General features: G+C 64.2%; 22 protein-coding genes. 13 read left to right on the forward strand and 9 right to left on the reverse strand.

Annotated elements, in window-relative coordinates; all coding sequences use genetic code 11:
* Position 1: 1 nt before the first annotated feature.
* The 3 genes from AC56LV_RS10560 (at position 2) to acnA (ending at position 4373) form a co-directional block, all read left to right on the forward strand.
* Positions 2–991 (forward strand): HpcH/HpaI aldolase/citrate lyase family protein, encoded by a 990-nt coding sequence (locus AC56LV_RS10560; protein WP_499557464.1) that lies wholly within the window; start codon positions 2–4, stop codon positions 989–991.
* 8 nt (positions 992–999) lie between these two features.
* Positions 1000–1560: a hypothetical protein gene (locus AC56LV_RS10565; RefSeq protein ID WP_499557466.1), complete on the forward strand. Its 561-nt coding sequence runs from the start codon at positions 1000–1002 to the stop codon at positions 1558–1560.
* Between the two features lie 107 nt (positions 1561–1667).
* Complete coding sequence (gene acnA, locus AC56LV_RS10570; protein WP_183555478.1) at positions 1668–4373, forward strand: aconitate hydratase AcnA; 2706 nt, start codon at positions 1668–1670, stop codon at positions 4371–4373.
* A 141-nt stretch (positions 4374–4514) separates the two neighbouring features.
* Here the strand turns inward: acnA and AC56LV_RS10575 are convergent, their stop codons facing one another.
* The gene (locus tag AC56LV_RS10575) at positions 4515–5198 is read right to left on the reverse strand and encodes a Fe2+-dependent dioxygenase (RefSeq protein WP_499557468.1); all 684 of its coding nucleotides are present in this window, start codon (positions 5196–5198) and stop codon (positions 4515–4517) included.
* 412 nt (positions 5199–5610) lie between these two features.
* Here AC56LV_RS10575 and AC56LV_RS10580 point away from each other — a divergent pair, with 412 nt between their 5' ends.
* Positions 5611–6864, forward strand: coding sequence for a DUF2863 family protein (locus tag AC56LV_RS10580; protein ID WP_258835080.1), 1254 nt, complete (start codon positions 5611–5613; stop codon positions 6862–6864).
* A 404-nt stretch (positions 6865–7268) separates the two neighbouring features.
* On the opposite strand, the gene glf is transcribed toward AC56LV_RS10580, so the two are convergent.
* The 6 genes from glf to AC56LV_RS10610 form a co-directional block, all read right to left on the reverse strand.
* On the reverse strand, positions 7269–8423 hold the full coding sequence (gene glf / locus AC56LV_RS10585) for a UDP-galactopyranose mutase (protein WP_183555481.1): 1155 nt from the start codon (positions 8421–8423) through the stop codon (positions 7269–7271).
* A gap of 321 nt (positions 8424–8744) precedes the next feature.
* Entirely contained in the window at positions 8745–9911 is a 1167-nt protein-coding gene (locus AC56LV_RS10590; RefSeq protein ID WP_499557470.1) for a serine hydrolase domain-containing protein, read from the reverse strand.
* Positions 9908–10387: a CYTH domain-containing protein gene (locus AC56LV_RS10595; RefSeq protein WP_499557472.1), complete on the reverse strand. Its 480-nt coding sequence runs from the start codon at positions 10385–10387 to the stop codon at positions 9908–9910. Before AC56LV_RS10595 ends, AC56LV_RS10590 begins: the two co-directional genes overlap by 4 nt.
* A gap of 4 nt (positions 10388–10391) precedes the next feature.
* Positions 10392–11513 (reverse strand): M14 family metallopeptidase, encoded by a 1122-nt coding sequence (locus AC56LV_RS10600; protein WP_499503231.1) that lies wholly within the window; start codon positions 11511–11513, stop codon positions 10392–10394.
* Positions 11514–11603: 90 nt separating this feature from the next.
* A complete protein-coding gene (locus AC56LV_RS10605) occupies positions 11604–12008 on the reverse strand; it encodes a hypothetical protein (RefSeq protein ID WP_499455078.1) in 405 nt (134 codons plus the stop codon).
* A gap of 152 nt (positions 12009–12160) precedes the next feature.
* A complete protein-coding gene (locus AC56LV_RS10610) occupies positions 12161–12475 on the reverse strand; it encodes a KGG domain-containing protein (protein ID WP_499557474.1) in 315 nt (104 codons plus the stop codon).
* A 337-nt stretch (positions 12476–12812) separates the two neighbouring features.
* Between AC56LV_RS10610 and AC56LV_RS10615 the strand changes: the two genes are divergently transcribed.
* The 3 genes from AC56LV_RS10615 to AC56LV_RS10625 all read left to right on the forward strand — a co-directional run bounded on the left by AC56LV_RS10615 (position 12813) and on the right by AC56LV_RS10625 (position 15068).
* Positions 12813–13637, forward strand: coding sequence for a hypothetical protein (locus AC56LV_RS10615; RefSeq protein ID WP_499557476.1), 825 nt, complete (start codon positions 12813–12815; stop codon positions 13635–13637).
* A 254-nt stretch (positions 13638–13891) separates the two neighbouring features.
* Positions 13892–14476, forward strand: a complete 585-nt coding sequence (locus AC56LV_RS10620; protein WP_499557477.1) for a glycosyltransferase family protein — start codon at positions 13892–13894, stop codon at positions 14474–14476.
* A 28-nt stretch (positions 14477–14504) separates the two neighbouring features.
* Entirely contained in the window at positions 14505–15068 is a 564-nt protein-coding gene (locus AC56LV_RS10625) for a D-glycero-alpha-D-manno-heptose-1,7-bisphosphate 7-phosphatase (RefSeq protein WP_499557479.1), read from the forward strand.
* On the opposite strand, the gene AC56LV_RS10630 is transcribed toward AC56LV_RS10625, so the two are convergent.
* Positions 15065–15712, reverse strand: a complete 648-nt coding sequence (locus tag AC56LV_RS10630; RefSeq protein WP_499557481.1) for a cation efflux transmembrane domain-containing protein — start codon at positions 15710–15712, stop codon at positions 15065–15067. The two genes, AC56LV_RS10625 and AC56LV_RS10630, sit on opposite strands and share 4 nt — an antisense overlap.
* A 67-nt stretch (positions 15713–15779) precedes the next feature.
* On the opposite strand from AC56LV_RS10630, the gene cadR reads away from it, so the two are divergent.
* Positions 15780–16181 carry a Cd(II)/Pb(II)-responsive transcriptional regulator gene (gene cadR / locus AC56LV_RS10635; protein ID WP_499557483.1) on the forward strand — a complete coding sequence of 134 codons (402 nt, stop codon included), beginning with the start codon at positions 15780–15782 and terminating at the stop codon, positions 16179–16181.
* Positions 16182–16215: 34 nt separating this feature from the next.
* Here the strand turns inward: cadR and AC56LV_RS10640 are convergent, their stop codons facing one another.
* A complete protein-coding gene (locus AC56LV_RS10640) occupies positions 16216–16455 on the reverse strand; it encodes a hypothetical protein (protein WP_499557485.1) in 240 nt (79 codons plus the stop codon).
* A 231-nt stretch (positions 16456–16686) separates the two neighbouring features.
* On the opposite strand from AC56LV_RS10640, the gene AC56LV_RS10645 reads away from it, so the two are divergent.
* From AC56LV_RS10645 to AC56LV_RS10665, 5 genes are all read left to right on the forward strand, one after another.
* Entirely contained in the window at positions 16687–17733 is a 1047-nt protein-coding gene (locus AC56LV_RS10645; RefSeq protein WP_499557486.1) for a transporter, read from the forward strand.
* 90 nt (positions 17734–17823) lie between these two features.
* Positions 17824–18792, forward strand: a complete 969-nt coding sequence (locus tag AC56LV_RS10650) for an IS1595 family transposase (RefSeq protein WP_499557488.1) — start codon at positions 17824–17826, stop codon at positions 18790–18792.
* A gap of 95 nt (positions 18793–18887) precedes the next feature.
* A complete protein-coding gene (locus AC56LV_RS10655; RefSeq protein ID WP_499557489.1) occupies positions 18888–21719 on the forward strand; it encodes a PAS domain S-box protein in 2832 nt (943 codons plus the stop codon).
* Positions 21720–21804: 85 nt separating this feature from the next.
* Positions 21805–22983 carry a sensor histidine kinase gene (locus tag AC56LV_RS10660; protein ID WP_499557491.1) on the forward strand — a complete coding sequence of 393 codons (1179 nt, stop codon included), beginning with the start codon at positions 21805–21807 and terminating at the stop codon, positions 22981–22983.
* Positions 22984–23034: 51 nt separating this feature from the next.
* Positions 23035–23580: a GNAT family N-acetyltransferase gene (locus AC56LV_RS10665; protein ID WP_499557493.1), complete on the forward strand. Its 546-nt coding sequence runs from the start codon at positions 23035–23037 to the stop codon at positions 23578–23580.
* Positions 23581–23691: the final 111 nt, after the last annotated feature.

Below are 23691 nucleotides of genomic sequence, written 5' to 3' on the forward strand. Positions count from 1 at the left end.
TATGCATCCTTCCGAGGTTTTATTCCAGGGCAAACGCCAGCCGCTGCTTCTCCCTGCCTGCGATCACTACGCCGGCTCAGAGAAACTGATGCGCAAATCGCTGACCCTGCAACAAGAGCTTGGTCCCTTGTTTGACATCACCTTCGACTGCGAAGACGGCGCCCAGGCCGGCGTCGAGCACGAGCACGCCGTCCTGGTGGCGAGCCTGGTGGGCAGCGAAGAGAACCGCTTCAACCGTGTCGGCGCACGCCTGCATGAGCCGGCCAGCATCCACTTTGCCAACGACGTCGCCCTCATCGTCGGCGGCGCCGCGGCGCGCCTGGCGTACGTGGTGCTGCCGAAAGTCGACGGCGTCGACGAGGTGCGCGGCGCCATCGAGCTGATCAACAAGTACGCGCTCGCGGCCGGCCGCGCCGACCTGCCTGTGCACGTGCTGATCGAAACCCATGGCGCGCTGCGCGACGCCTACGCGATCGCGGCGCTGCCGCAGGTCGAGTGCCTGTCGTTCGGCATCATGGATTTCGTGTCCGCCCACTATGGCGCGATCCCGGCCAGCGCAATGCGCACCCCCGGGCAGTTCACGCATCCACTGGTGGTGCGCGCGAAGCTCGAGATGGTGGCGGCCTGCCATGCTCACGGCAAGGTGGCGTCGCACAACGTGACGACCGACATCAAGGACAGCGCGACGGTGGCGAACGACGCCCAGCGCGCCGGCGCCGAATTCGGCTTTACCCGCATGTGGAGCATCCACCCGGACCAGATCAAGCCGATCCTGAAGGCGTTCACGCCGCGTTTGTCCGAAGTCAATGAAGCAACGAATATCCTGACCGAAGCCATGGCCGCAGGCTGGGGACCGATTGCGCAACACGGCCGCTTGCATGACCGTGCGAGCTACCGATACTATTGGTCGGTGTTGCAGCGGGCCAAGCTGGCCGGCCTCGGACTGCCCGAGGCAGCTGCAGCCATCGTCAACCTCTCCGACTCCCGATAATCCCGACCATGGCCACCCTCCTCTCCCCAATTGTTGCTGCCTGCGCACTTGCGCTTGCCGCTGCCGTCGCCTGTGCGCCGGCCAACGCCGCCACACCGGTAGCGCACCCGAAAGCGTCCGCCGTGCTCGCTGCCGATGCGGCGAAAAAGCCGGCGAAGGCTGCCGCCAAAAAGCCTGGCAAGAAGGCGAAAGCCGCTGCTGCCGCTGCCGTCACGGCCGCTGCAGTCGCCGCCAACCCGCTCGAGGTCGACGAGCCGGACATCACCGACAACAAGACCACCGAATACGATTGCGAGCTGGGCAACAAGATCACGATCTACACGAACGACAACGATGCGGCCCACATTGCGCTGCGCTGGAAGACCCGGCTGCACCGCCTGGCCCGCATCGGTACCACCACCGGCGCTTTGCGCTTCGAAAATCCGCACTATGGCCTGATCTGGATCGGTATTCCGTCCAAGGGCATCCTGCTCGATTCGAAGCTCAACCGCCAGCTGGCCAATGAATGCAAGAACGCCGAACAGTCCGCGATCGTGGCGACCGCGGAGCCGGAGGCGAGCAAGACTTGAGCCGTGGTTTGGGTTTCCCGGATCCAGACCGTCCTGTCGCCTGATGTTATTTGATGCTGTTGAAATAACACCGTTGTTGATAACAATATTCCACTGAAGGAGAGATTATGTCTCGCAACACCCTGAATACACTGAAGGAATTCCCGATCGGCGCAGGCCAGAGCGGCCAGTTTCACTCGCTGCCAGCGCTGGCGGAATCCCTTGGTGTGAACCTGTCACGCCTGCCGGTGTCGATTCGTATCGTCCTGGAATCGGTGCTGCGCAACTGTGATGGCAAGAAGGTCACCGAAGAGCACGTCAAGCAGGTCGCCGGCTGGAAAGCCACCGCCGAGCGCACCGACGAGATCCCGTTCGTCGTGGCCCGCGTCGTGCTGCAAGACTTCACCGGCGTGCCACTGCTGGCCGACCTGGCCGCGATGCGCAACGTCGCCGCCAAGATGGGCGCCGATCCGAAGAAGATCGAGCCACTGGTGCCGGTCGACCTGGTCGTCGACCACTCGGTCACGATCGACCACTTCCGCGAGCCAAACGCACTCGACCTGAACATGAAGCTGGAATTCTCGCGCAACAACGAGCGCTACCAGTTCATGAAATGGGGCATGCAAGCCTTCGACACCTTCGGCGTCGTGCCACCGGGCTTCGGCATCGTCCACCAGGTCAACCTGGAATACCTGGCGCGCGGCGTCATGAAGCAAGGCGACGTGTACTACCCTGACACGCTGGTCGGCACCGACTCGCACACCACCATGATCAACGGCGTTGGCGTGGTCGGCTGGGGCGTGGGCGGCATCGAAGCCGAAGCCGGCATGCTGGGCCAGCCAGTGTACTTCCTGACTCCGGACGTCATCGGCGTCAACCTGAAAGGCAAGCTGCGCGAAGGCTGCACCGCGACCGACCTGGTGCTGACCGTCACGGAACTGCTGCGCAAAGAGAAAGTCGTCGGCAAGTTCGTCGAGTTCTTCGGCGCCGGCACCCGCTCGCTGTCGACCACCGACCGCGCGACCATCGGCAATATGGCGCCTGAATACGGCGCAACGATGGGCTTCTTCCCAGTGGACGAAGCCACCGTCGACTACTTCCGCGGCACCGGCCGTACCGAAGAAGAACTGGCTGCGTTCGAAGGCTACTACCGCGCCCAGGGCATGTTCGGGATCCCGCAAGAAGGCGAAATCGACTTCACGCGTGTTGTTGAACTGGACCTGTCGACCGTCACGCCATCGCTGGCAGGCCCGAAGCGTCCGCAAGACCGTATTGAACTGGGCAACGTTAAGAACAACTTCACGGAACTGTTCAGCAAGCCAACGACGCAGAACGGCTTCAACAAGAACCCGGACGACCTGAACAAGCAATACACCACGACCAATGGCGTGAACGTGAAGAACGGCGACATCCTGATCGCCGCCATCACGTCGTGCACCAACACGTCGAACCCGAGCGTGCTGCTGGCTGCCGGCCTCCTGGCCAAGAAAGCCGTCGAGCGCGGCCTGACCGTGGCGCCGCACATCAAGTCGTCGCTGGCCCCTGGCTCGCGCGTGGTCACCAATTACCTGACCGCTGCCGGCCTGCTGCCGTACCTGGAAAAGCTGGGCTTCGGCGTGACCGCCTACGGCTGCACGACCTGCATCGGCAATGCCGGTGACCTGACCCCGGAACTGAACGCCGCGATCACCCAGAACGACATCGTCGCCTCGGCCATCCTGTCGGGCAACCGTAACTTCGAAGCGCGGATCCACCCGAACATCCGTTCGAACTTCCTGGCCTCGCCACCGCTGGTCGTCGCTTACGCGATCGCCGGCAACATGACGCGCGACCTGATGACCGAGCCAGTTGGCCAGGACAGCAACGGCGTGGACGTGTACCTGGGCGACATCTGGCCGACCTCGCAAGAGATCGGTGAACTGATGCGCTTTGCGATGAACTCGGAAGTGTTCAAGTCGAACTACGCCGACGTCAAGGGCAACCCGGGCGAACTATGGGAACGCGTCACGACGACCGAAGGTCAAGTGTACAACTGGCCTGAGTCGACCTACATCGCCGAGCCACCGTTCTTCGCTGACTTCGAGATGACCCCGAAAGCGGTCGCTACCGGCATCACCGGCGCACGCGCACTGGGCGTGTTCGGCGACTCGATCACCACCGACCATATCTCCCCGGCCGGTTCGATCAAGGAAGACGGCCCAGCGGGCAAGTGGCTCAAGGAACACAATGTCCTGAAAGCCGACTTCAACTCGTACGGCTCGCGTCGCGGTAACCACGAAATCATGATGCGCGGCACCTTCGCCAACGTGCGGATCAAGAACCGCATGATCCCGGTCGGTCCGGACGGTTCGGCAATCGAAGGCGGCATCACGCAGTTCCAGCCAACCGGCGAACAGATGTCGATCTATGACGCCGCCATGAAGTACGTGGCCGACGGCACCCCGACCATGATCTTCGGCGGCGAAGAGTACGGCACGGGCTCGTCGCGTGACTGGGCGGCCAAGGGCACCCAGCTGCTGGGCGTGAAGGCCGTGATCGTGCGCTCGTTCGAACGTATTCACCGCTCGAACCTGGTGGGCATGGGCGTGCTGCCACTGCAATTCATCGGCAACGACAGCGTCGACAGCCTGGGCATCACCGGTAAAGAGACGTACGACCTGAAGGGCCTGGAAGGCGAGATCAAGCCGCAACAGCTGGCCACGCTCGTGATCCACCGTGAAAACGGCGAATCGCAGGAAGTGCGCGTTCTGCTGCGTATCGATACGCCGATCGAAGTCGACTACTACAAGCATGGCGGTATCCTGCCGTTCGTGCTGCGTCAGCTGCTGGCGTAAGCGGTTTGGCCAGGCCCGCGCAAGCGGGCTGCATCCAGCGACAAAGGGCTGGAATCCTCGCGGGTTCCAGCCCTTTTTACATTGTCATCCGAGTTTGCATCGACGTAGGGTGGACGACTTCGCCGTCCACGCGTTCAAGGATCACACCTCGGCCCACATCCTGAGCAGATTGTGATAATGCGCCGTCAGCCCGACCGTGGTGTCTGAATCGCCGTGTTCGCCCCGCAGCGCCTGGATATGCGTGTCCAGGTCAAACAGCATCGCCCGCTTGCCATCATCCCTGACCATGCTCTGCGTCCACAGGAACGACGCCACCCGCTCGCCACGCGTCACGGGCCGCACCTGGTGCACGCTGCCCGACGGATACACGATCGCATCCCCGGCCGCCAGCTTGACCTCGTGCGTGCCATACAGGTCCACCACTTCCAGCTCGCCGCCGTCGTATTCGTCCGGTTCGCTCAGAAACACGGTCGTGGAGACATCGGCCCGCACCGCCGGCAAGCCGCCGCGCTGGGCCCGGATCGCGCCATCCACGTGCAGCCCGTAATGCTCGCCACCAGCATACGCATTGAAGTACGGCGCCAGCACCCGCAGCGGCAGCACGGCAGCGAAGAACAGCGGGTTGGCCATCAGCGCGCCGCTGACGATCTGCCCAAGCTCGAGTGCAAGGGGCGTGCCCTCGCCCAACTGGCGGTTGCGTTTGACCTGGGCGCCCTGCGCGCCGACGCTCTCGCGTCCGTCGATCCACTCCGGCGCCTGGTCGAGCCGGGCGCGGATTGCCGAGACCTGTTCTGGCGTCAGCACGCCGGGGATATGCAGCATCATGATGAATTGTGGTGGGTACGGTTAACAAAAAAATCCCCCCTGGCAAGCCAGGAGGGGCGAATCCGGTCTCCCGGCGGGGGGTGGTACTCCGTGAAGAGCATCTGCCAGCGCTTTCCCGGTCGCCGGCAGGGTCCAACATTCCTTACGTCTTCTCACTGATGTTTGAATGAGAATTGTTCTCATTATGGCCGCTAGGTGCGGACTTGGCAAGCGTCTTCCTGCAATCCGTGTGTAGCGAGCGCGCCGGCCCCATTCTTCATGGGCTGTGGCCGAATCAACTACAATACCGGGGATAAGGGATTATCATCATTATCCGGCTCGGAACTGCGGACACTCATCTCCGCAACGCCAGCCGCGCTCTGTCGCTCCACTGACATTCGATTCACTAACTGACAAGAGACTCACTCGCCCCATGCGTCGTCCTTCCAAAGATTCAACACCCAAACTTTCCGCAGAAAGCCAGCGCCTCGTCAGCCTCTCGCAAGCCCTCATGCAAGCTGCCAGCCGTGCCGAAGAACGGGCCTGGGAACGCCAGCTCGACACGCAACTGCAAAAACTGCTCAAGACCAATCATCAGGACAGCATCGACAGCGCCCTGAACGCCCTGTTCAGGGACGATCTGGCCTCGTACGACGTGCTGATGGACACCGTCGAAGCGGTCAGCGAATCGGCCATGATGGTCGAGCAGAAGGATGGCGTCGACGTCACCTGGCAGGCACTGCTGATCGCCGCGCCGATCCTGGCCTGGACCCGGTTCTCGATCGCCACCGGCGCGATCCCGGCCGACCTGCTGGCCACGCTCGGCGCGCACTTTTCGGCGCACCTGCTCGCAGGCGGCACGAAGATGGCCATTGCCCCGACCCTGTATTCGATCGACCAGCTGCCGCGCACCCACGCTGAAACCTACGCGCTGACGCACAAGCTGGCCGCGGCTGCACACAAGGGCGGCACGATCAAGCCGGCGCCGCAGTTAGAGGAAACCGCCCCATTCCTGGCCGACACGCGCTACATGCTGATCGCGATCGTCGCGCCAGCAGGCGACCCACTGTTCCGCTGGCAAGAGCCGCAGCACCAGTTGCACGTCGTGCAAGAGCGTGAACGCAGCCTGGAGCAGTGGCGCACGCAAGCCACCGCCAACGTCGCGCGCCTGATGCCCGGCTGCGGCATCGAGCTGCTGCTGCCGGAAGCGTATTACGTAGCCTGCCGCGAAGCCGATAAGCTGATCCGCCCAATCTCGATCCGCGCCGCCGTGCACTACCTGACAAACACGCTGGGCGTGGAACCGTCCGACCTGCGCGCCGTCGTCGCCGGCTTTGGCGAAGAAGCACCGGACATCCAGATCGACGAATACCGCGTGGCCTTCACGATGCGCCAGAGCGCCGATGTCGTGTACGGCATCGTCTGGCCACTGTACGGCCAGGAAGACGAATCCGGCACGCCGGTGGAAGGCCCGCTGGCGATCACGCACGATGCGCTCAGCCCGCTGAACGAAATCGTCGCGCACCTGAACGAAGCCGGCATCGCCCACATCAAGCGCATCAACGAACGCTACGCCGCCGAGTACTGCGACGATTGCGGCTCCCCGCTGTTCGCCGACCCAACCGGCGAACTGGTGCACGCCGAAATGCCGGACGACACGCCAACAGGCAGCGAACACTTCCACTGATATTGCACAACTGAGCACAACCGGGGTCATGAGCACAGCCGGGGTCAGGTCTGACATTTGGACACGACCTCAGCCTTAGCCACTTTCAAAGCACAGCCGGGGCCAAAGCACAGCCGGAGTCAGGTCTGACATTTGGACACGACCTCTGCCCTAGCCACTCCCAACCGCATCGTGCTCAGAAACAGGATCACCCGGTGCCAGCAAATCGCGATTATCCGACTGTCGAGATCGTGTCCGAATGTCAGACCTGACCCTCGCTTTTCGGTTGAGATCGTGTCCGAATGTCAGACCTGACCCCGGCTTTTTTCACGCTGGTGGGATGTTTAAATCGCGCTGTGCATTAGCGCAAAAAAGGCCGGCCACGTTGATCGTGGCCGGCCTTTTCTTACGACTGCACTAGCGCATTACGCCATCGGGTCGATGGTGAATGCTGGCATGCGCGCGTTGGTGCGGGCGCTTTCCAGGAACTTGTCGGAGGTGGCCAGTGCTTCGGCGATCGTGACGTCCATGTCCAGGTAGCGGTAGGTGCCAAGGCGGCCGACGAACGTGACGTTTGGTTCGTTCTGCGCCTTGTTCACGTACAGTTCGAGCATGGCCTTTTCGCGGTTCTGGCGGATCGGATAATACGGGATATCCTTTTCTTCGCACTGACGGCTGTACTCGGCGTAGCAGATCGTCTTTTCGTGCTTTTCCCACGGCGAGAAGTGCTTGTGCTCGGTGATGCGGGTGTATTTCTTTTCGTTGTCGCAGTAATTGATGACCGCGTTGCCCTGGAAGTCGCCGTCGGCGCGGAAGACTTCGAAGTCCAGCGTGCGGTAAGGCAGGCGGCCTTCGGTGTGCTTGAACCAGGCGTCGATCGGACCGCTGTAGAACACGTGCTCGTACTCGCCCTTGGTGGCCGGATCGAACGTGGTATTCAGGTGCACCGTTACGCCCGGGGTGTCGATGATGTTCTGCACCAGTTGCGTGTAGCCCTCGGCCGGCATGCCCTGGTATTTGTGGTTGAAGTAGTTGTCGTCGTAGTTGAAACGCACTGGCAGGCGCTTGAGGATGCTTGCCGGCAGTTCGCTCGGCTCCAGGCCCCACTGCTTGATCGTGTACGTCTTGAAGAACGCTTCGTACAGGTCGCGGCCCACGAAGCGCAGTGCCTGCTCTTCGAAAGTGGTCGGGTTCTCGATCGTCTTGTCGCCCAGGTTCGCGAGGAATTCCTGCGCTTCGGCCGGGCCCATCGTCTTGTTGAAGAACTGGTTGATGGTCAACAGGTTGATCGGCAGGGTGAAGACTTTGCCGTCGGTGATGGCCTTGACGCGATTGACGTATGGCTTGAATTCGGCGAAACGGTTGACGAATTCCCACGCGCGCTCATTGTCGGTGTGGAAAATGTGCGGGCCGTAGACGTGGACCATGACGCCGGTCTCGGCATCACGCTCGGAATAGCAATTGCCGGCCACGTGCGGGCGCGACTCGAAGACGTCGACGGTGTAGCCGGCCTGTGCCAGCTGGTTGGCGATCACTGCCCCGGAGAAGCCTGCGCCGACGATGGCGATGTTCTTTTTCATTCCTGTGTCCTGGTGATATTGGCAATGCCGGGGGGAGGCTTGAGCTTGACTGGAACGGGAAGATGACATCATCGCCTTCACATCACAGCCGGTACACGCGTCGCCGCATCGCGATTGTAATTAGTGGCAAAAGAATATCACTCAAACCCCCTTTTGCCCCGCACAATTGGACAACGGTGTTTGTACGAAAAGAGGGATGCAGCCACGCGGTTGAAGGACCTGCGCATGGCTGCCGGGTTACTGCTGGGTTACTGCTGGGTTACTGCTGATTCACGACTAAATTCATGCTGCTTTGATGCTGCCCTGCGGCCGGGTAAACGTCTACTTGCGGATCGCCCCCACCACGCGCGTGGCGAATTCGGCGGCATTGCCCGCATGCCAGCGCCAGACGATCACCAGGTCGTGCTCGGGCGAGACGACGATATCGTTGCTGCCCGCGCCCAGCGCGGCGAACGTCGCGGCCGGCATGCCCGGCAGGTTCTTGCCCTTGGTATTGAGCCACCACAAGTAACCATAGTCCGGACCGTTTGCGCTCGGCGTGAGCGCCGCCGTGACGTAGGCGGGCGGCAGGATCTGCTTGCCGGCCCAATTGCCCTGGCGCAGCCACAGGTAGCCGAAGCGCGCCATGTCCCAGCTGTCGATCCACATGCCGCCACCCCAGCGCGTGCCGCCACTGACCGAGGCCACCTGTTTGCCGTTCAATTCAACGTAGCTATTGTGATACGGGACCCATTTCCAGCCCGACGAGGCGCCGATTGGGTCCATGACCTGCTGCTGGAACACGTCCGGCACCGACTGGCCAAACACGCGCAGCAGCGATAGCGCCAGGCGATTCACACGCGTGTCGTTGTATTCGTAGAAGGTGCCCGGCGTCTTGATGGCGCGCGGCTTCTTTTCGCCTTTGCCGAAGGCGGCCTTGCCGATGAAGTTGCTGTGCTTGCCCCACAGCTCGCCGTCCCATTCGGACTCTTGCTGCAGATGCTGTTTCCACGTCACGGCCGCGTTGTGCGGCGTCGCATAGCCGCCGTCGGTGACGCGCTGCGCCACCGGCTCGTCGACCTGCAGGCGCCCCTCCCGCACTGCCACGCCCGCCACCGTGGCCAGCATGCTCTTGGCGACCGAGTAGGTCGGATCGACAAAGCGCGTGTCACCGAACTCGGCCACGACATAGCCCTTGTAGATCACCACGCCATTGGTTGCGGCGCGCCTGGTCGGCATCGAGCCCAGGCGCGTGCCGAAGATGGCTTCCTGGTCGGACAGGTCGAGCGGACGCTCGGTCTCGCGCGATTGTGCGAACGCGATGGCGGCAGCGAGCGCCACCGGATCCATGCCCAGCGCGGCGGGGTCCTTGCGCGCCCACTCCCCGGCAGGCGGGAAGTAAGAGGCGCCAACTGCTGAAGCCGGAGCGGCCGAGGCGCCGGAAAACGCCAGACTCAGCGCGGTAACGATGACTACTTTGATGAGGCTGCGGCGCGCGCGATGGGTCATGTCGGGGTATCGGTCCAGGTGGAATATGGCGCCTTGATCAGGCTCGAGTTGTAATAGCGTTTTTCGCCAGTGACTTCCTGGCCGATCCAGTCGGGCTTGTCGAACACGGCGTCTTCCGACGGCAGTTCGATTTCGGCCACGACCAGGCCCGCGTTCTCGCCCAGGAATTCATCGACTTCCCAGGTGAAACCGGCGTGCTCGATGCGGCGCCGGGTCTTTTCGACCAGCGGCCGCTCGCACAGGCGCTCGAGCAGTTCACCAGCCTCGGCCAGCGGGATCGGATACTCCCACTCGCCGCGCGAGGCGCCTTCGCTCTTGCTCTTGATGGTGAGCACGCCCTGCTCGCCCTCGATGCGCACGCGCACCGTGCGCGTCGGGTCGGCGCACAGATAACCCTGGCGCAGCAGCGTGGCCGTGCCCAGCGTGCGCCAGCCGTCGCCTGCCAGCAGGAACTTGCGTTCGATCTCGATACCCATCGCGTCAGCCCAGCGCTTGCAGGATTGGCTGCAGCATGGCGGCGCCCAGACCCGCGCTGCGCGCGCCGTTCCAGCCGGTGTGCGCGTCGGGCAGGTTGGCGTTGTCCTTGAACGGCATTTCCAGCGTCAGGGACAGGCATTTGTAGTGATGGCCGACATACTTCGACGCCAGCGTGAGCAGCTCGTCGTTGTACTTGCTGGCGGCGTAGCCGAACTCTTTCTGGAAGTCCGGGCTGCAGGCGATGTAGCGGTCGATGAAGGCGGTTTGCTCCATTGCGCGCTCGGCCGTGAAATCGGCCAGCATTTCGCAGCCGGCCACGAAGTTGTACGGCAGCGCTTCGTCGCCATGGATGTCGAAGAACATGTCGATGCCGACTTCTTCGATCTTCTGCTTGACGCACAGTACCTCGGGACTGCGCTCGAGCGACGGGTTCATCCATTCGCGGTTCAGGTTGGCGCCGGCGGCATTCGTGCGCAGGTTGCCGCGCACCGAGCCGTCCGGGTTCATGTTCGGCACAATGTAGAACACGGCGCGCTGCAGCAGCGTGCGCGCCACCGGGTTGGCGCTGTCGAGCAGCGCATCCATCATGCCTTCGACGAACCATTCGGCCATCGATTCGCCCGGGTGCTGGCGTGCGATGACCCAGATCTTTTTCTCGGCCTGCGGGTTGCCGATCACGACCAGATTCATGTCGCGGCCCTCGACCGTGCTGCCGAGGTCGACCACACGTGCGATCGGGTTCTCGGCCACTTCGCCCAGCAGACGCAGGTGGCGTTCCCAGCTGTACGGCTCGAAATAGGCGTAGTAGATGCTGTCCGTTTCCGGCGTGTGTTCGATCGTCATCACCTGGCCGTCGAACGTGGTCGGCACGCGGAACCAGTTGTCGAGGTCGTAGCTGGCCACCGCCTGGTAATCCTCGAATCCCTTCGGGTACGTGGCCTGGCCGGCATTCAGGAAGCGCATCGTCACCGCCTGGTCGCGGGCGCCCTGCAAGCGAAAATGAAACCACTGGTGGATGTCGGCGTGCGAGTCGGCGCGCAGGTTCAGGTCGATCCGGGATGGATGCTCGGCATTGACGACATCGATCGATCCGGCGTCGAACATCGTGCTGATCTTGATGGACATGGTGATCCTTTCATGGCCCGCCGTGGAAGGCGGCGCTGGGTGACGGAGCGCCGGGCACCAGCCCGGCAAGACCCCCGGACAGATGGCTGTTTACTGCGCGTCGAGGTCGATCAGATCCTTGGTGTACATCGCCATGATCTGACGCATCAGCTCGACATTGCCGCGATCGAGCACGACGGTCAGGTCTGGCTTGGTCTCGAGGGCGAAGGTCATGCGGATCATGCCTGGCAGCTCTTTACAGTTGACGTACTGGACGCGCGGCGTGTTTGGATTTTGCCAGTCGGCCTCACCAATCACCGGGCCGGCCGGCGGCGCCTTGAGTTGCGGGTCCTGGTTGACCGGCAGGTGCTTGAGCAGCCAGAACACGACGTTGGCCGGAATGTGGACGGCGACATCGCTCGCACCGATGGTGGAGAACTTGGTCAGCAACAGGTTACCAACCCGGTCGCAGGACATGGACAGGCTCTTGACTTGACGAATGACCGCTGGTTTCACGACGTTGATCCTTGGGGGAAGGTTGAAAAAGGCGCTGCGATTCTACCGCATCCCCCCGGCCTTTTGGGCAGTTTGCGCCACCGGACAGCAAAACGGGGAGCATGAAGCTCCCCGCCGATGACTGCGCCGGCGCGCCGCCGGCAACCTGCAGATTATTCCTTGGCGCCGCCGCTGCGGCTGCCGCTCCCGGCGCTCTGGCGGTTGCTGCTTCTTGCCGAGCTGCGCACCATGTCGCTGGCGCTGGCCGACTGGCGGTTGCCATGGCTCAGGCTGCCTGCGCGGCGGGCTTCTTCGGACGTGAATTCGTGCGCCGTCCCTTTGGCATGCGCGGCCTTGCCGCCCTGACTGGCGATTTCGCGCTGGCGTGCCGGATCCATTGATGCGAAGCCACGGTTGCGGGTGCCACCGGCACTCTGACTATTGCCGGCCGCGCCCGATTGCTTGTTGCCTTGATTGCTTGAGGCCATGATGAGGTTGCTCCCATACTTACACGGTTGGAAACCGCCGCGTCCTGCGGCAGGCTGAGGCCTACCGACACCAGAGTGGCGACGACGATGAGCCCAAATCCCATATTAGGCACGCAATCTGACAACCGCTATAGGAGTAGTCCAGATGACTTTGTAGGACAACACGTGAGAATTAGTGCGGTTAAGAAATTAAAGTTTCGGTAGTAAATTTCACGGTCAGCAGCAGTCCTACACGCACCCCCTACGTCTTCCTATTCTGTGCGACCTTCGATGCGCGCATGATGGGCTCATGCGGCAGGCATCGACCTGCCAGTTCACCAATGCACAGGAGACGACCATGGATGCGAACCAGCGTAGCGAAGTCAATAATCAGACCAACAACGGCGCCAACGAAAAATGGAATCCGGACGCCAAGGGCAACACACGCGACGGTGCCAGCGAACAGCGCGCGCCATCGGGCACCGGCATGGCGCAGCCTGACCTGCCGAGCGCATCGCAAGGCCAGCTTGCCAGCACCGGCGCACAGCAGGGCACGACCGACAGCCACCAGCGCGCGATGGAAGCGCATTCCGGCGAGTGGGGTCAGTTGAACGAGCCTGTGGGCAATCGCCAGGGCGAGACGCGCACTGCCGATAACGTGAATACGCCTGCTTCGGTTCAGCCAGCGCATGCCGGTGGTACCACCATTGGCACGGGTGTGGACACCGGCATCGTCCCCGGCACCGGCACCGAAGAGCATGACGCGCGCGGCACAGAGGCCGGCGTGCCAGGCGTGCAGCATGGCGACATCTATGGCAACCGCCAGAGCGTGGACAATGCCAACGGCGAAAACCGCGCCGATACGCAGGACGCCAGCTCGAGCAAGATCCAGGAAAGCACCGACCGCCAGGGCTCGCAAACGGGCGAGACCCGCCGCGAGGTGCCGGCCGATGAGTTCCACCAGTCCAACGATCTGGCCGGCGGCCTGCCGCGCAGTGGCGGCAACAGCGGCCCGCGCACCGAGGACGAGGGTTACCAGACCGGCGGCAGCATGCATGCCGAACCGAATCCGGTACATGAATCGAACGATGCGGCAGGCGGTTATCCGCGCAGCCCGGGCGGCGCCAACAAGCTTGCTGGCGATCGCAAGATGGATGACGACACGGGCTTTTCGCGTAAGTAATCGCTTCAGTAAGCGGACCAGTATTCGCATGAGTACAGGTCAGTAAAACCCAACGGGGCGCCATCGGTGCCCCGTTTTGCAGTGCGCTTGACGCAGCTCCAAGCCGCCCTGCCCTGCTGGAACCTGGCCATTCAAACGGCAGTCGAACCGCTCGCCATCGCCGCCCTTGCGCGGTGGCGCTATCAGCGGAGACCTGCCATGTCAGCGACGCACGACGCTTCCTGCCTGCCGCCGTGCCACTCTTTGGCGCGCGCATGACGCTGCATCCCTTTGACGATGGCACGGGCCGCGACCTCGCGCGGCGCCAGTTGGAGATCGGTCCAGCATGCTTTGTTGTGCTCACCCTCTCCCTGCATGACGGTCGCCTCACACCTTGCGCCGGCATCGACACCGTGATCCTGGGCGTTGCCAGGCTGCGCCAGCGGCATGATGTCGATGCGATGCTGCTCGTCGCCGCGGGCACTGTGGCCGATGGCATTGCTGTAGCAGATGCCGAACTGGCCCGACTGCGTGAACTGGTGCGCGTGCTGGCCATGAAACCGCACGTGCGCTTCCTGGTCGCGACGCCGCTGGACACTCTGCGCGACTGCCATGCTGCGGCCAATGTGCTGGTCAGCACGCCGTGGCGCGCGGCAGATGCCGGCAGCGCCGTTGACAACGGGCGCACAGCGGTATGCAGCGACCTCACCGGCGCCGTCCTCCCGCCACATGACGCCGAGGCGCTGGCGGCGCGGCTGGCCCGGTTGCAACGCCTTCCGCGCCTGGCGCTGGTGACGGTTGACGCCGCTTGCGCACACCTTGCCGAGCTGCCGGCGCCAGACAAGCCGGCCATCCAATGACCATCACCGCACCGTGAAAGGCGCCCGCATGAAAGCCATCTTCCTCGACAACGACGGCACGCTGGTCGACGACATGCCCTTTGCTGCTGAGCCGCGCCGTATCCGGCTGGTCAATGGCGCCGGACCTGCGCTGCGGCTGCTGTCCGGTCTGGACTACCGATTATTCGTGGTCGCCAACCAGTCCGGCATTGCGCACGGGTGCTTTGGCGAAGACGCGATGACGCCGATGTCCGACCGCTTGCGCGACCTGCTGTTTCGCGAGCAGCTCACGCTCGACGGTTTTTACTATTGCCCGCACCATCCGCTGGGCACCGTCAGCAACTATGCCCATGCCTGCACCTGTCGCAAGCCGTCGCCGGGCATGCTGCTGCGCGCTGCGCACGAGCATGACATCGACCTGCGCGCATCATGGATGATCGGCGACATCCTGCACGATGTCGAAGCCGGCAACCGTGCGGGGTGCCGCACGCTGCTGATCGACAACGGCAACGAAACCGAATGGCGCCTGGGCCCGCGCCGGCTGCCCACGCGCATCGCGCCCGACCTGTACCACGCGGCCATGCTGATCGCCGGGCATGGCGACCTGCACTAACGGGCGGGTATGCGGGCGCCAGCGTCCGCGCCCTGGCGCAACTCGCCCCGCGCCTGCAGGATGATGTCGCGCGCCGCATGCAGCCCCAGCAGCGCCATGATCGACGCCACCACGATGTCTGGCCACCCGGCCCCGGTGCCGAACACGCCAAGCGCCGCGAGCATCACGGCCACATTGCCGATCATGTCGTTGCGCGTGCACAGCCAGACGGAGCGCATGTTCGCGTCGCCGTTGCGGAACGCATACAGCAGCACCGCTACCGCGCCATTGGCCGCGAACGCCAGCACGCTGACCACGCCCATGGTCTGGGCATGCGGCACCTGTCCACCCGTGCCGAGCCACAATGCCCGGCCCAGTACCACGAGGCCGAAGGCCCCCATCACGAGACCCTTGGCGTAGGCCGCCCGCGAGCGCCAGACAACCGCCAGGCCCAGCACGAACAGCGAGACGCCGTAGTTGGCGGCGTCGCCCAGAAAGTCGACCGAGTCCGCCAGCAACGACACCGAGCCGGCCGCCAGGCTGCTGACGATCTCGACGCCGAACATGATGAAGTTGATGACAAGGGCCGCCCACAGGACCTTGCGATAGCGCCCGTCGGGCGGCGGCGCAGCAGAATTGCACGATCCTGAACAGCATGACGACATATACACCTCCAAAGACAATGGATGCATTAGAATCCCTGTAGTAACTACAAGGTCAATGTCAAGGTGGATGAAGATGCGAATTGGTGAACTGGCGAAGCTGACGGGGTGTCAGTCCGAAACGGTGCGGTTCTATGAACTGAAGGGTCTGTTGCCGCCACCGGTGCGTTCGCAGGCGAACTACCGGGTCTACGATGCGAGCCACGCCGAGCGGCTGCATTTCATCCGCCGTTGCCGGGCGCTGGGAATGTCTCTGGCGGAAATCGCCACGCTGCTGGGCTACCAGGACCAGCCGGAGCGCTCATGCAGCGGCGTCAATGCGCTGGTCGACCATCAGCTAGCCGAAATCGATCGCCAGATCACCGAGCTGCAGCAGTTGCGCACTGCCCTGTCGACCGTGCGCGCCCGCTGCGACTCGGTGCAGACCGCTGGCCAGTGCGCGATCCTGCGCGAGCTGACCGACCCCGCCTGAGGCTGCGCCGGCGGCCTCCACCGTCCACCGTCAATTACATGCGTGGATCCTCGATCACGAGCTGATCGTCCATGCGCACGTGCTCGCCCAGCAGCACGCGGTGAATCACGGCGCCATGCACGCCATGCTGCTTGAGAAATTCGACGGCACTGAGGGTGCCCAGGCTGGCCTGGATCTGCATACCCTGGCGCACGATGTGGGTGGCGTCCGCGTACGGGTTCGACTGCATATACGGCAGGCCCACATAGCGGCGATCGATCTTTGATACTTGCATCTGATTTCTTTCGTTGGGCACCAGCACAAAAAACTCCGTCGACACCGACGCCGACGGAACAACGCAAAATCCTTCGGGATCACGCGAGAGAGAGACACAGCGCCGATCTTAGCGACCATGTATTTCAGCTTGATGACATCGCAACACCGCGCTCGCATGGCACCGGATGTTGCACATGGCGCACGCCGATGGCTCTACAATTGCCCATCGTTGATTCAACCTGGACAGCAGATGGCAGTATCCGGCGCGGCATCTGGCTTCAATTACGGCTCCGACAAGTCGGGCCTGGTGTGGGGATTCCTGATCGACCCGGGCGCAACCGCCGCGCCTGGCGCCGTGCCTGCAGCCACCCCCATCGGCGCAGCCGACGCCCTGCGCTGGATGGCCGCGCCGCAGCCTGGCCAGTTCATCTGGCTGCACTTCAACCTGTCGAACACGGCCAGCGAGCGCTGGCTGCGCCAGCACGCCGGCCTGGCTGACGAGTTCTACGCTACGCTGCACCAGGGCTCGCGCTCGACCCGCATCGAAATTGCCGATAACGCGCTGATCGCCGTGGTCAACGATGTGCTGCACGGCTTTTCGCTCGACAGCGCCGAGATCTCGACCCTGTGGGCCCACGTCACGCCGCACGCCGTCATCAGCGCACGCCGCAAGCCGCTGGCGTCGATCGAGCGCCTGCGCCAGGACGTGTTGCAAGGCGCGCCGCTGCGCTCGTCGAGCGAGTTGCTGGTGCACCTGCTGCGCGACCAGGCCGACGTGCTGGTGAACATCGTGCGCGATGCGGTAGCGCGCGTCGACACCATCGAAGACCGCCTGCTGGCCGGGCGCCTGACGCGCCAGCGCGAAGACCTGGGCGCCTTGCGGCGCGTGCTGGTGCGACTGCAGCGTCTGCTGGCGCCGGAACCGGCCGCGCTGTTCCGGCTGCTGCAGCGCCCGCCCGTCTGGGTCAGTGGCGACGACCGGCAAGACCTGCGCCAGGCCACCGAAGAATTCACCGTGGTGCTGAGCGACCTGGCCGCGCTGCAGGAACGCATCAAGCTGCTGCAGGAAGAAATTGCCGCGCGCGTCAACGAAGACAATGCGCGCAGCCTGTACCTGCTGACGATCGTCACGGTAATGGCGCTGCCGATCAACCTGATCGCGGGCCTGCTCGGCATGAACGTGGGGGGCGTGCCGCTGGCCGGGAGCGACCATGGATTCTGGATCGTGTGCGGACTGATCGTGACCTTCACGACGGTCGCGGCCTGGTTGCTGCTGCGCCTGCAACGCCGCGGTTGATTGGGCGCAGTCAACGTTAAATAGAGGGAAGCTCTGAACTGATGAGCAGCCCGGTGGTCCAACTCCTGTCCCCAACGCCAGGAGTCGATCATGAAAGCGCCACGGTTCAAGAACTGGTTCGCCAGTTTGCAGTCGCTGAACAACCCGCAGCGCCAGCAAGTGCTCGATGCCTTGCATCCTGCGGCCGGCCTCGCCCAGGTGGTGGCGCTGATCGCAGAGGCCAGAGCGCCTGGCCGCTGCTGTCCCCGCTGTGGCAACGGGCACTGCCACCGGCATGGCTTCGCCAACGATCTGCAGCGCTTTCGCTGCTGCGCCTGCGGGCGCACCTTCAACGACCTGAGCGGCACCCCGCTGGCACGGCTCAGGCTCAAGGCCAGGTGGCTCGCGTATTCGCAGGTGCTGCTCGATTCACTGTCGGTGCGCAAGGGCGCAGATCGGGTTGGCGTGCACCGCAATACCGCCTTCCGGTGGCGCCACCGCTTTCTCGACTGGGTCAAGTTCGACCGGCCTGCATCGCTCAACGGCATCGTCGAGGCCGACGAAACGTTCCTGCTCGAATCACAAAAAGGGTCGCGCACGCTCGATCGCCCGCCACGCCGGCGCGGCGGCCACGCCACCAAACGGGGCATTTCAACGCAGCTCGATTGCATCCTGGTGGCGCGCGACCGCAACGGGCGCACGGTCGATGCCGTCACCGGCCGCGGCGCACTGACCGGGGCCCAACTCGAGCGCGATCTGCTCCCCAGGCTCGATCCGCAGGCGCTGCTGGTCAGCGACGGCCATCGCGCCTATCGCGCCTTTGCACGCAAGCACCGGATTGCGCACGAAGCGGTCAACCTGCGCGCCGGCGTCAGGGTCAGGCATTGGGGCAGCCGCGCCATCCACGTACAGAACGTGAATGCCTATCACCAGCGCTTCAAGGACTGGTTATCGGGCTTTCGTGGTGTTGCGTCACGCTATCTGCCCAATTATCTGGGTTGGCGCTGGGCACTGGACGGCGGGCGGGTTAGTTCCCCGGAACAATTGCTAAACATCGCTATCGGCGTCATCAATAGATAACGGTGAATGCGCCTTGATTGCCGCGCGCCATTGGTCTTGCGCATGGCGCAGCCAGCCCGTATCTTGTCTGTTCGTACATACCACCATCGAACCCCTTGACTTCACCTTTCAGCTTCCTGGCCGGCGGCGGCGAGATGGGCGCCCTCATGCGCGCCCACGACTGGCAAGCCACTCCGCTGGGGCCGCCCGACACCTGGCCCATGGCGCTCAGGACCATGGTCCGGGTCGTGTTGTCCAGCAATCACCCGATGCTCATCTGGTGGGGTGACGACCTGACCCAGCTCTACAACGACAGCTACCGCCAGACCCTCGGTCATGAACGCCATCCGTCCGCGCTGGGCCAACCCGGCCGGGTCTGCTGGGCGGAAGCCTGGGACCTGATCGGCACCGAGATCGAGCACATCATGGCTGGCGGCCCCGGCGCCTGGCACGACGACCGGCTGATCCCCCTCACCCGCCATGGCCGGCGCGAAGACCTCTGGTGGAACTATGGCTGCAGCCCGATCGAGGACGAAGGCGGCGTGCGCGGCGTGCTCGCCATCGTTAACGACGTCACGCACAGCCACCTGCTGCGCCAGCGCCTGGAGCAAACCCACCACGTGCTGTTCGACACGATGGACGAAGGCTTCGGCATGATCGAGATGATCGACGACGCTCACGGCAAAGCGGTCGACTACCTGTTCGTCGAAGCCAACCCCGCCTTTGCCCGCCACACCGGCGTGGTGGACAGTATCGGCAAGACGGCGCGCGAGCTGGTGCCCGGCATCGAACAGAGCTGGATCGACATCTATGACGACATCGCCCGCAGCGGCGTGGCACGCCGCTTCGAGCAAGGCTCCGAAGCAATGGGACGCTGGTTCAGCGTCTACGCCAGCCGCATTGCGCACCCGACCCGGCGCCGCGTGGCGCTCATGTTTACCGACATCAGCAACCAGAAGAACGCCGAGCGCGCCCTGCAGGCAAGCGAAGCGGCCGCGCGCGCCGCCCTCGCCCAGGCCGAGGCCGACCGGCGGCGGCTCGATGCGCTGCTCAGTTCGGCCCCCGTGGGGATCGTCTACGCCGACGCCCAGGGCGCGCTCTCGTCGGCCAACCCGATGATGCACGTGCTGTGGGGCGAGCACCCGATGACCACCAGTCCGGAAGGCTATGGCGACTGGCGCGGCTGGTGGGCCGACGGTTCGCAGCGCCACGGCCAGCCGGTCCAGGCCCGCGACTGGTCGCTGGTACGCGCGCTGCGCGGCGAGCAGGTCGATGCCGACTTTGTCGAAATCGAGCCGTTCGGCCGACCGCATGAGCGGCACTTCCTGCTCACCCGGGCCGCGCCGATTCGCGACGACGCCGGCAACATCACCGGCGCCGTGGCCGCGTCGATGGACCTGACAGCCCAGGTGCAGGTTCAGCGCGCGCTGCGCGAGAGCGAAAACAAGTTCCGCACGATGACCGAAGCGATGCCGCAGATGGTGTGGTCGGGCCTGCCCGATGGCACCAACGATTATGCGAACCGGCGCTGGTGCGACTTCACGGGGATGACGAGCCAGGCGCTGGCCGGCAGCGGCTGGACCCGCGCCATCCACCCTGACGACTTGTCGGCGCTGCGCACGCAGTGGATGGCCAGCCTGGCCAGCGGCGCGCTGTTCGAGATCGAGCACCGGCTGCGCCACCACAACGGCGACTACCGCTGGGTGCTCAACCGCGCGTTGCCGGTGCGCGACGAGGCCGGCGCCATAATCCGCTGGATGGGCACGGTCACCGACATGCACGACCACCGGCTGGCCGCCGAAGAGCTCAAGGCGGCCAATGCGCGCAAGGATGAATTCCTGGCGATGCTCGCGCATGAGCTGCGCAATCCACTGGCCCCGATCAGCACCGCCGCCCAGATGCTCAAGCTCTCGAACCTCGATCCGACGCGCACGGCGCATGCGGCCGACGTGATCGGCCGCCAGGTGCGGCACATGGTCGAGCTGGTGGACGATCTGCTCGACGTCTCGCGCGTCACGCGGGGCCTGGTCGAACTCGAGCGCCTGCCGGTCGATCTCAAGACTGTCATTCACAGCGCCATCGAACAGGCGCGTCCGCTCATCGAAAAAAAGGGCCACACGCTCGCCACGCGCCTGGGCGCGGCCAATGTCACTGTCACGGGCGACCGCAAGCGCCTGGTGCAGGTGATGACCAACCTGCTGGGCAACGCGGCCAAGTACACGCCGGACGGCGGCGAGATCACCGTGTTTGCCCAAGCCGACGCTGCTACCGGTTGCGTGACCCTGTCGGTCAGGGACAACGGGATCGGCATCGACGCCAGCCTGCTGCCCGACATCTTCGAGCTGTTTACGCAAGCCCGGCGCACACCCGACCGGGCACAGGGCGGGCTGGGCCTGGGGCTGGCCCTGGTGCGCAGCATGGTGACGCTGCACGGCGGCAGGGTCGAGGCGCACAGCGACGGCCCTGGCAGCGGCAGCTGCTTTGCCGTCACGTTGCCGCTGGGTCCACGCGGGGTCGGAGCCGCCGCCGCCACGCGCGAGGACGGCGCGCTGGCTTCGCACACGGCGCTGCGCATCATGATCGTCGATGACAACCGCGACGCCGCCGAGTCGCTGGGCATGGTGCTCGCGGCCGTGGGCCATGCCGTGCAGGTCGAGGAGTCGCCGCATGGCGCCCTGCTGCGGGCCGAATCCGGGGCGTTCGATGTCTGCCTGCTCGACATCGGCCTGCCCGACATGGACGGCTACCAGCTTGCGCGCCGGCTGCGGGTGGCGCCGCGCCTGGCGGGCGCTGTCATGGTGGCGCTCAGCGGCTACGGACAGCCGCAGGACGTGGCTGCGTCGCAGGCCGCCGGTTTTTCACGGCACCTGGTCAAGCCGGTAGACATTCCGTATCTGCTGGCGCTGCTCGACACACTGGCGCCGGCCCCGGGAGCCATGCCGGCCTGACCACAATCGTACGGCATGCGTCCGTGCCCCGGCGTAAGATGGCCGGACGTCAAGACGCACGCCACCATCGAAAGGACAGCCTCCAGTGAGTTTCGCCACCGACCAGCAAGCCGGTTCCGACCACCTCTCGGCCAATGCACAGCGGATGCTGGGCTTGCGCGGGTCCGTCTTCGCGACCTGGGAAGCGCGCGTGCGCGAACGCGTCGCGCAGGCGCGCAATGTGCAGCATCCGATCCTGATCGATACGCTGCCGCTGTTCTATGAGAACATCGTCCAGAGCATCAGCCCCGACTATCCGCGCACATCCGCCGTCGACGGCACCACGGTTGCGGCCGAGCATGGCGGCGAGCGCGCCCGCATCACCTCGTACGATCACACTGCGCTGATCGAGGAATACCAGATCTTCCGCTGGGCCATCTTCGATGTGCTGCACCGCGAACAGGTCGTGCTCGATCACAGCGAAATCCACACGATCCATTCATCGATCGATTCCGGCATTCAGGAAGCCGTCGAAGCGTTCTCACTCGTGCACAGCGGTTTCCGGGAACGCTTCGCCGCAGCGCTGACGCACGATATGCGCGGCCCGCTGGGCGCCACGGTCACTGCGCTCGAACTCATTCAGCGCAGCAACGACCCGGACCAGATCAAAAAGGTGGCCGGCAAGGCGCTGGCCAATACCCGGCGCATGAGCAGCATGGTCGACGAATTGCTCGATACGATGGCGTTTCACAGTGGCGAGAGCATTCCGCTGACCATCACGACCTTTCCGATGGACGAACTCGTGGCCGAGGTACTGGCCGACGCACGCACAGCGCACGGGTCCCGTTTCGAGCTGCACGCGCATCCTGTCGATGGCTGGTGGGATCGCCAGGTGTTCAGGCGGGCGCTCGAGAATCTGGTGTCCAATGCCGTGAAATACGGGGCGCCTGCCACGCCGATCAGCGTCAAGGTGGACCAGCTCCACGAACGCCTGCTCGTGTCGGTGCACAACGACGGCCCGCCGATTCCGCCGCACGAGCAGGAATGCATCTTCCAGATGTACCGCCGTGCCGAGCTGGCCCAGCGCGGCGATCCGCAAGGCTGGGGCATCGGCCTGCCCTATGTGCGCGCAGTGGCCGAAAGCCATGGCGGCAGTATTGGCCTGGACAGCAACAGCGAGCGCGGGACAACGTTCTTCATCAATATTCCGATTGATGGGCGCCCCCATGCCGGGTCACGTACACTGGTTGCCGGACAGGCGCCAGGAGCGACGACAATCGACTGAATCACTGCCGGACCTGGCCAGCACATCACAACGATCTCCAGGAGAACCCGCATGCCCCATGACATCACGCTGCGCACCCTTTCGCATGCCGACGCCCGCGCCTGCAGCGAGCAACTGGCCGATGTCCTGATCGATTGCGTCGAAGGCGGCGCATCGGTCAGCTTCATGCTGCCGCTATCTCGTACGACAGCGCTGGACTACTGGCACGACATAGCAGGCGGCGTGGAGCGCGGCGAGCGGACGCTGATCGTGGCGCAGGACAGGGCCGGCATTCTCGGCACCGTCCAGCTGATTACCGCCATGCCGGACAACCAGCAACATCGGGCGGATGTGGCCAAGCTGCTGGTGCGGCGCCAGGCACGCGGCGCGGGCATCGGCCGACGGTTGATGGAGGCAGTCGAAGAAGCCGCGCGTACGCAAGGGCGCAGCGTGCTGGTACTCGACACGGCTGACAGCACGGCCGAACGCCTGTATGCACGGTCGGGCTGGCAGCGCGTCGGCAGCGTCCCTGACTTCGCCTGTTTGCCCGACGGCCCGCTGTGTGCAACGACCTTCTTCTACAAGCACTGCGGGCCTGCCAGTGCACTTGGGCGCTGATGGGTCATGCGCCGGTACGATACAATACAAGCAATTAAAACGAATTCAATGAATTCTCATTGAAGCGATGGATAGTGCGGGAGCAGTTCAGGTGGCAACTAAGCAAAGTGC

The sequence above is a fragment of the Telluria sp. RB2R28 genome, assembly GCF_059685835.1.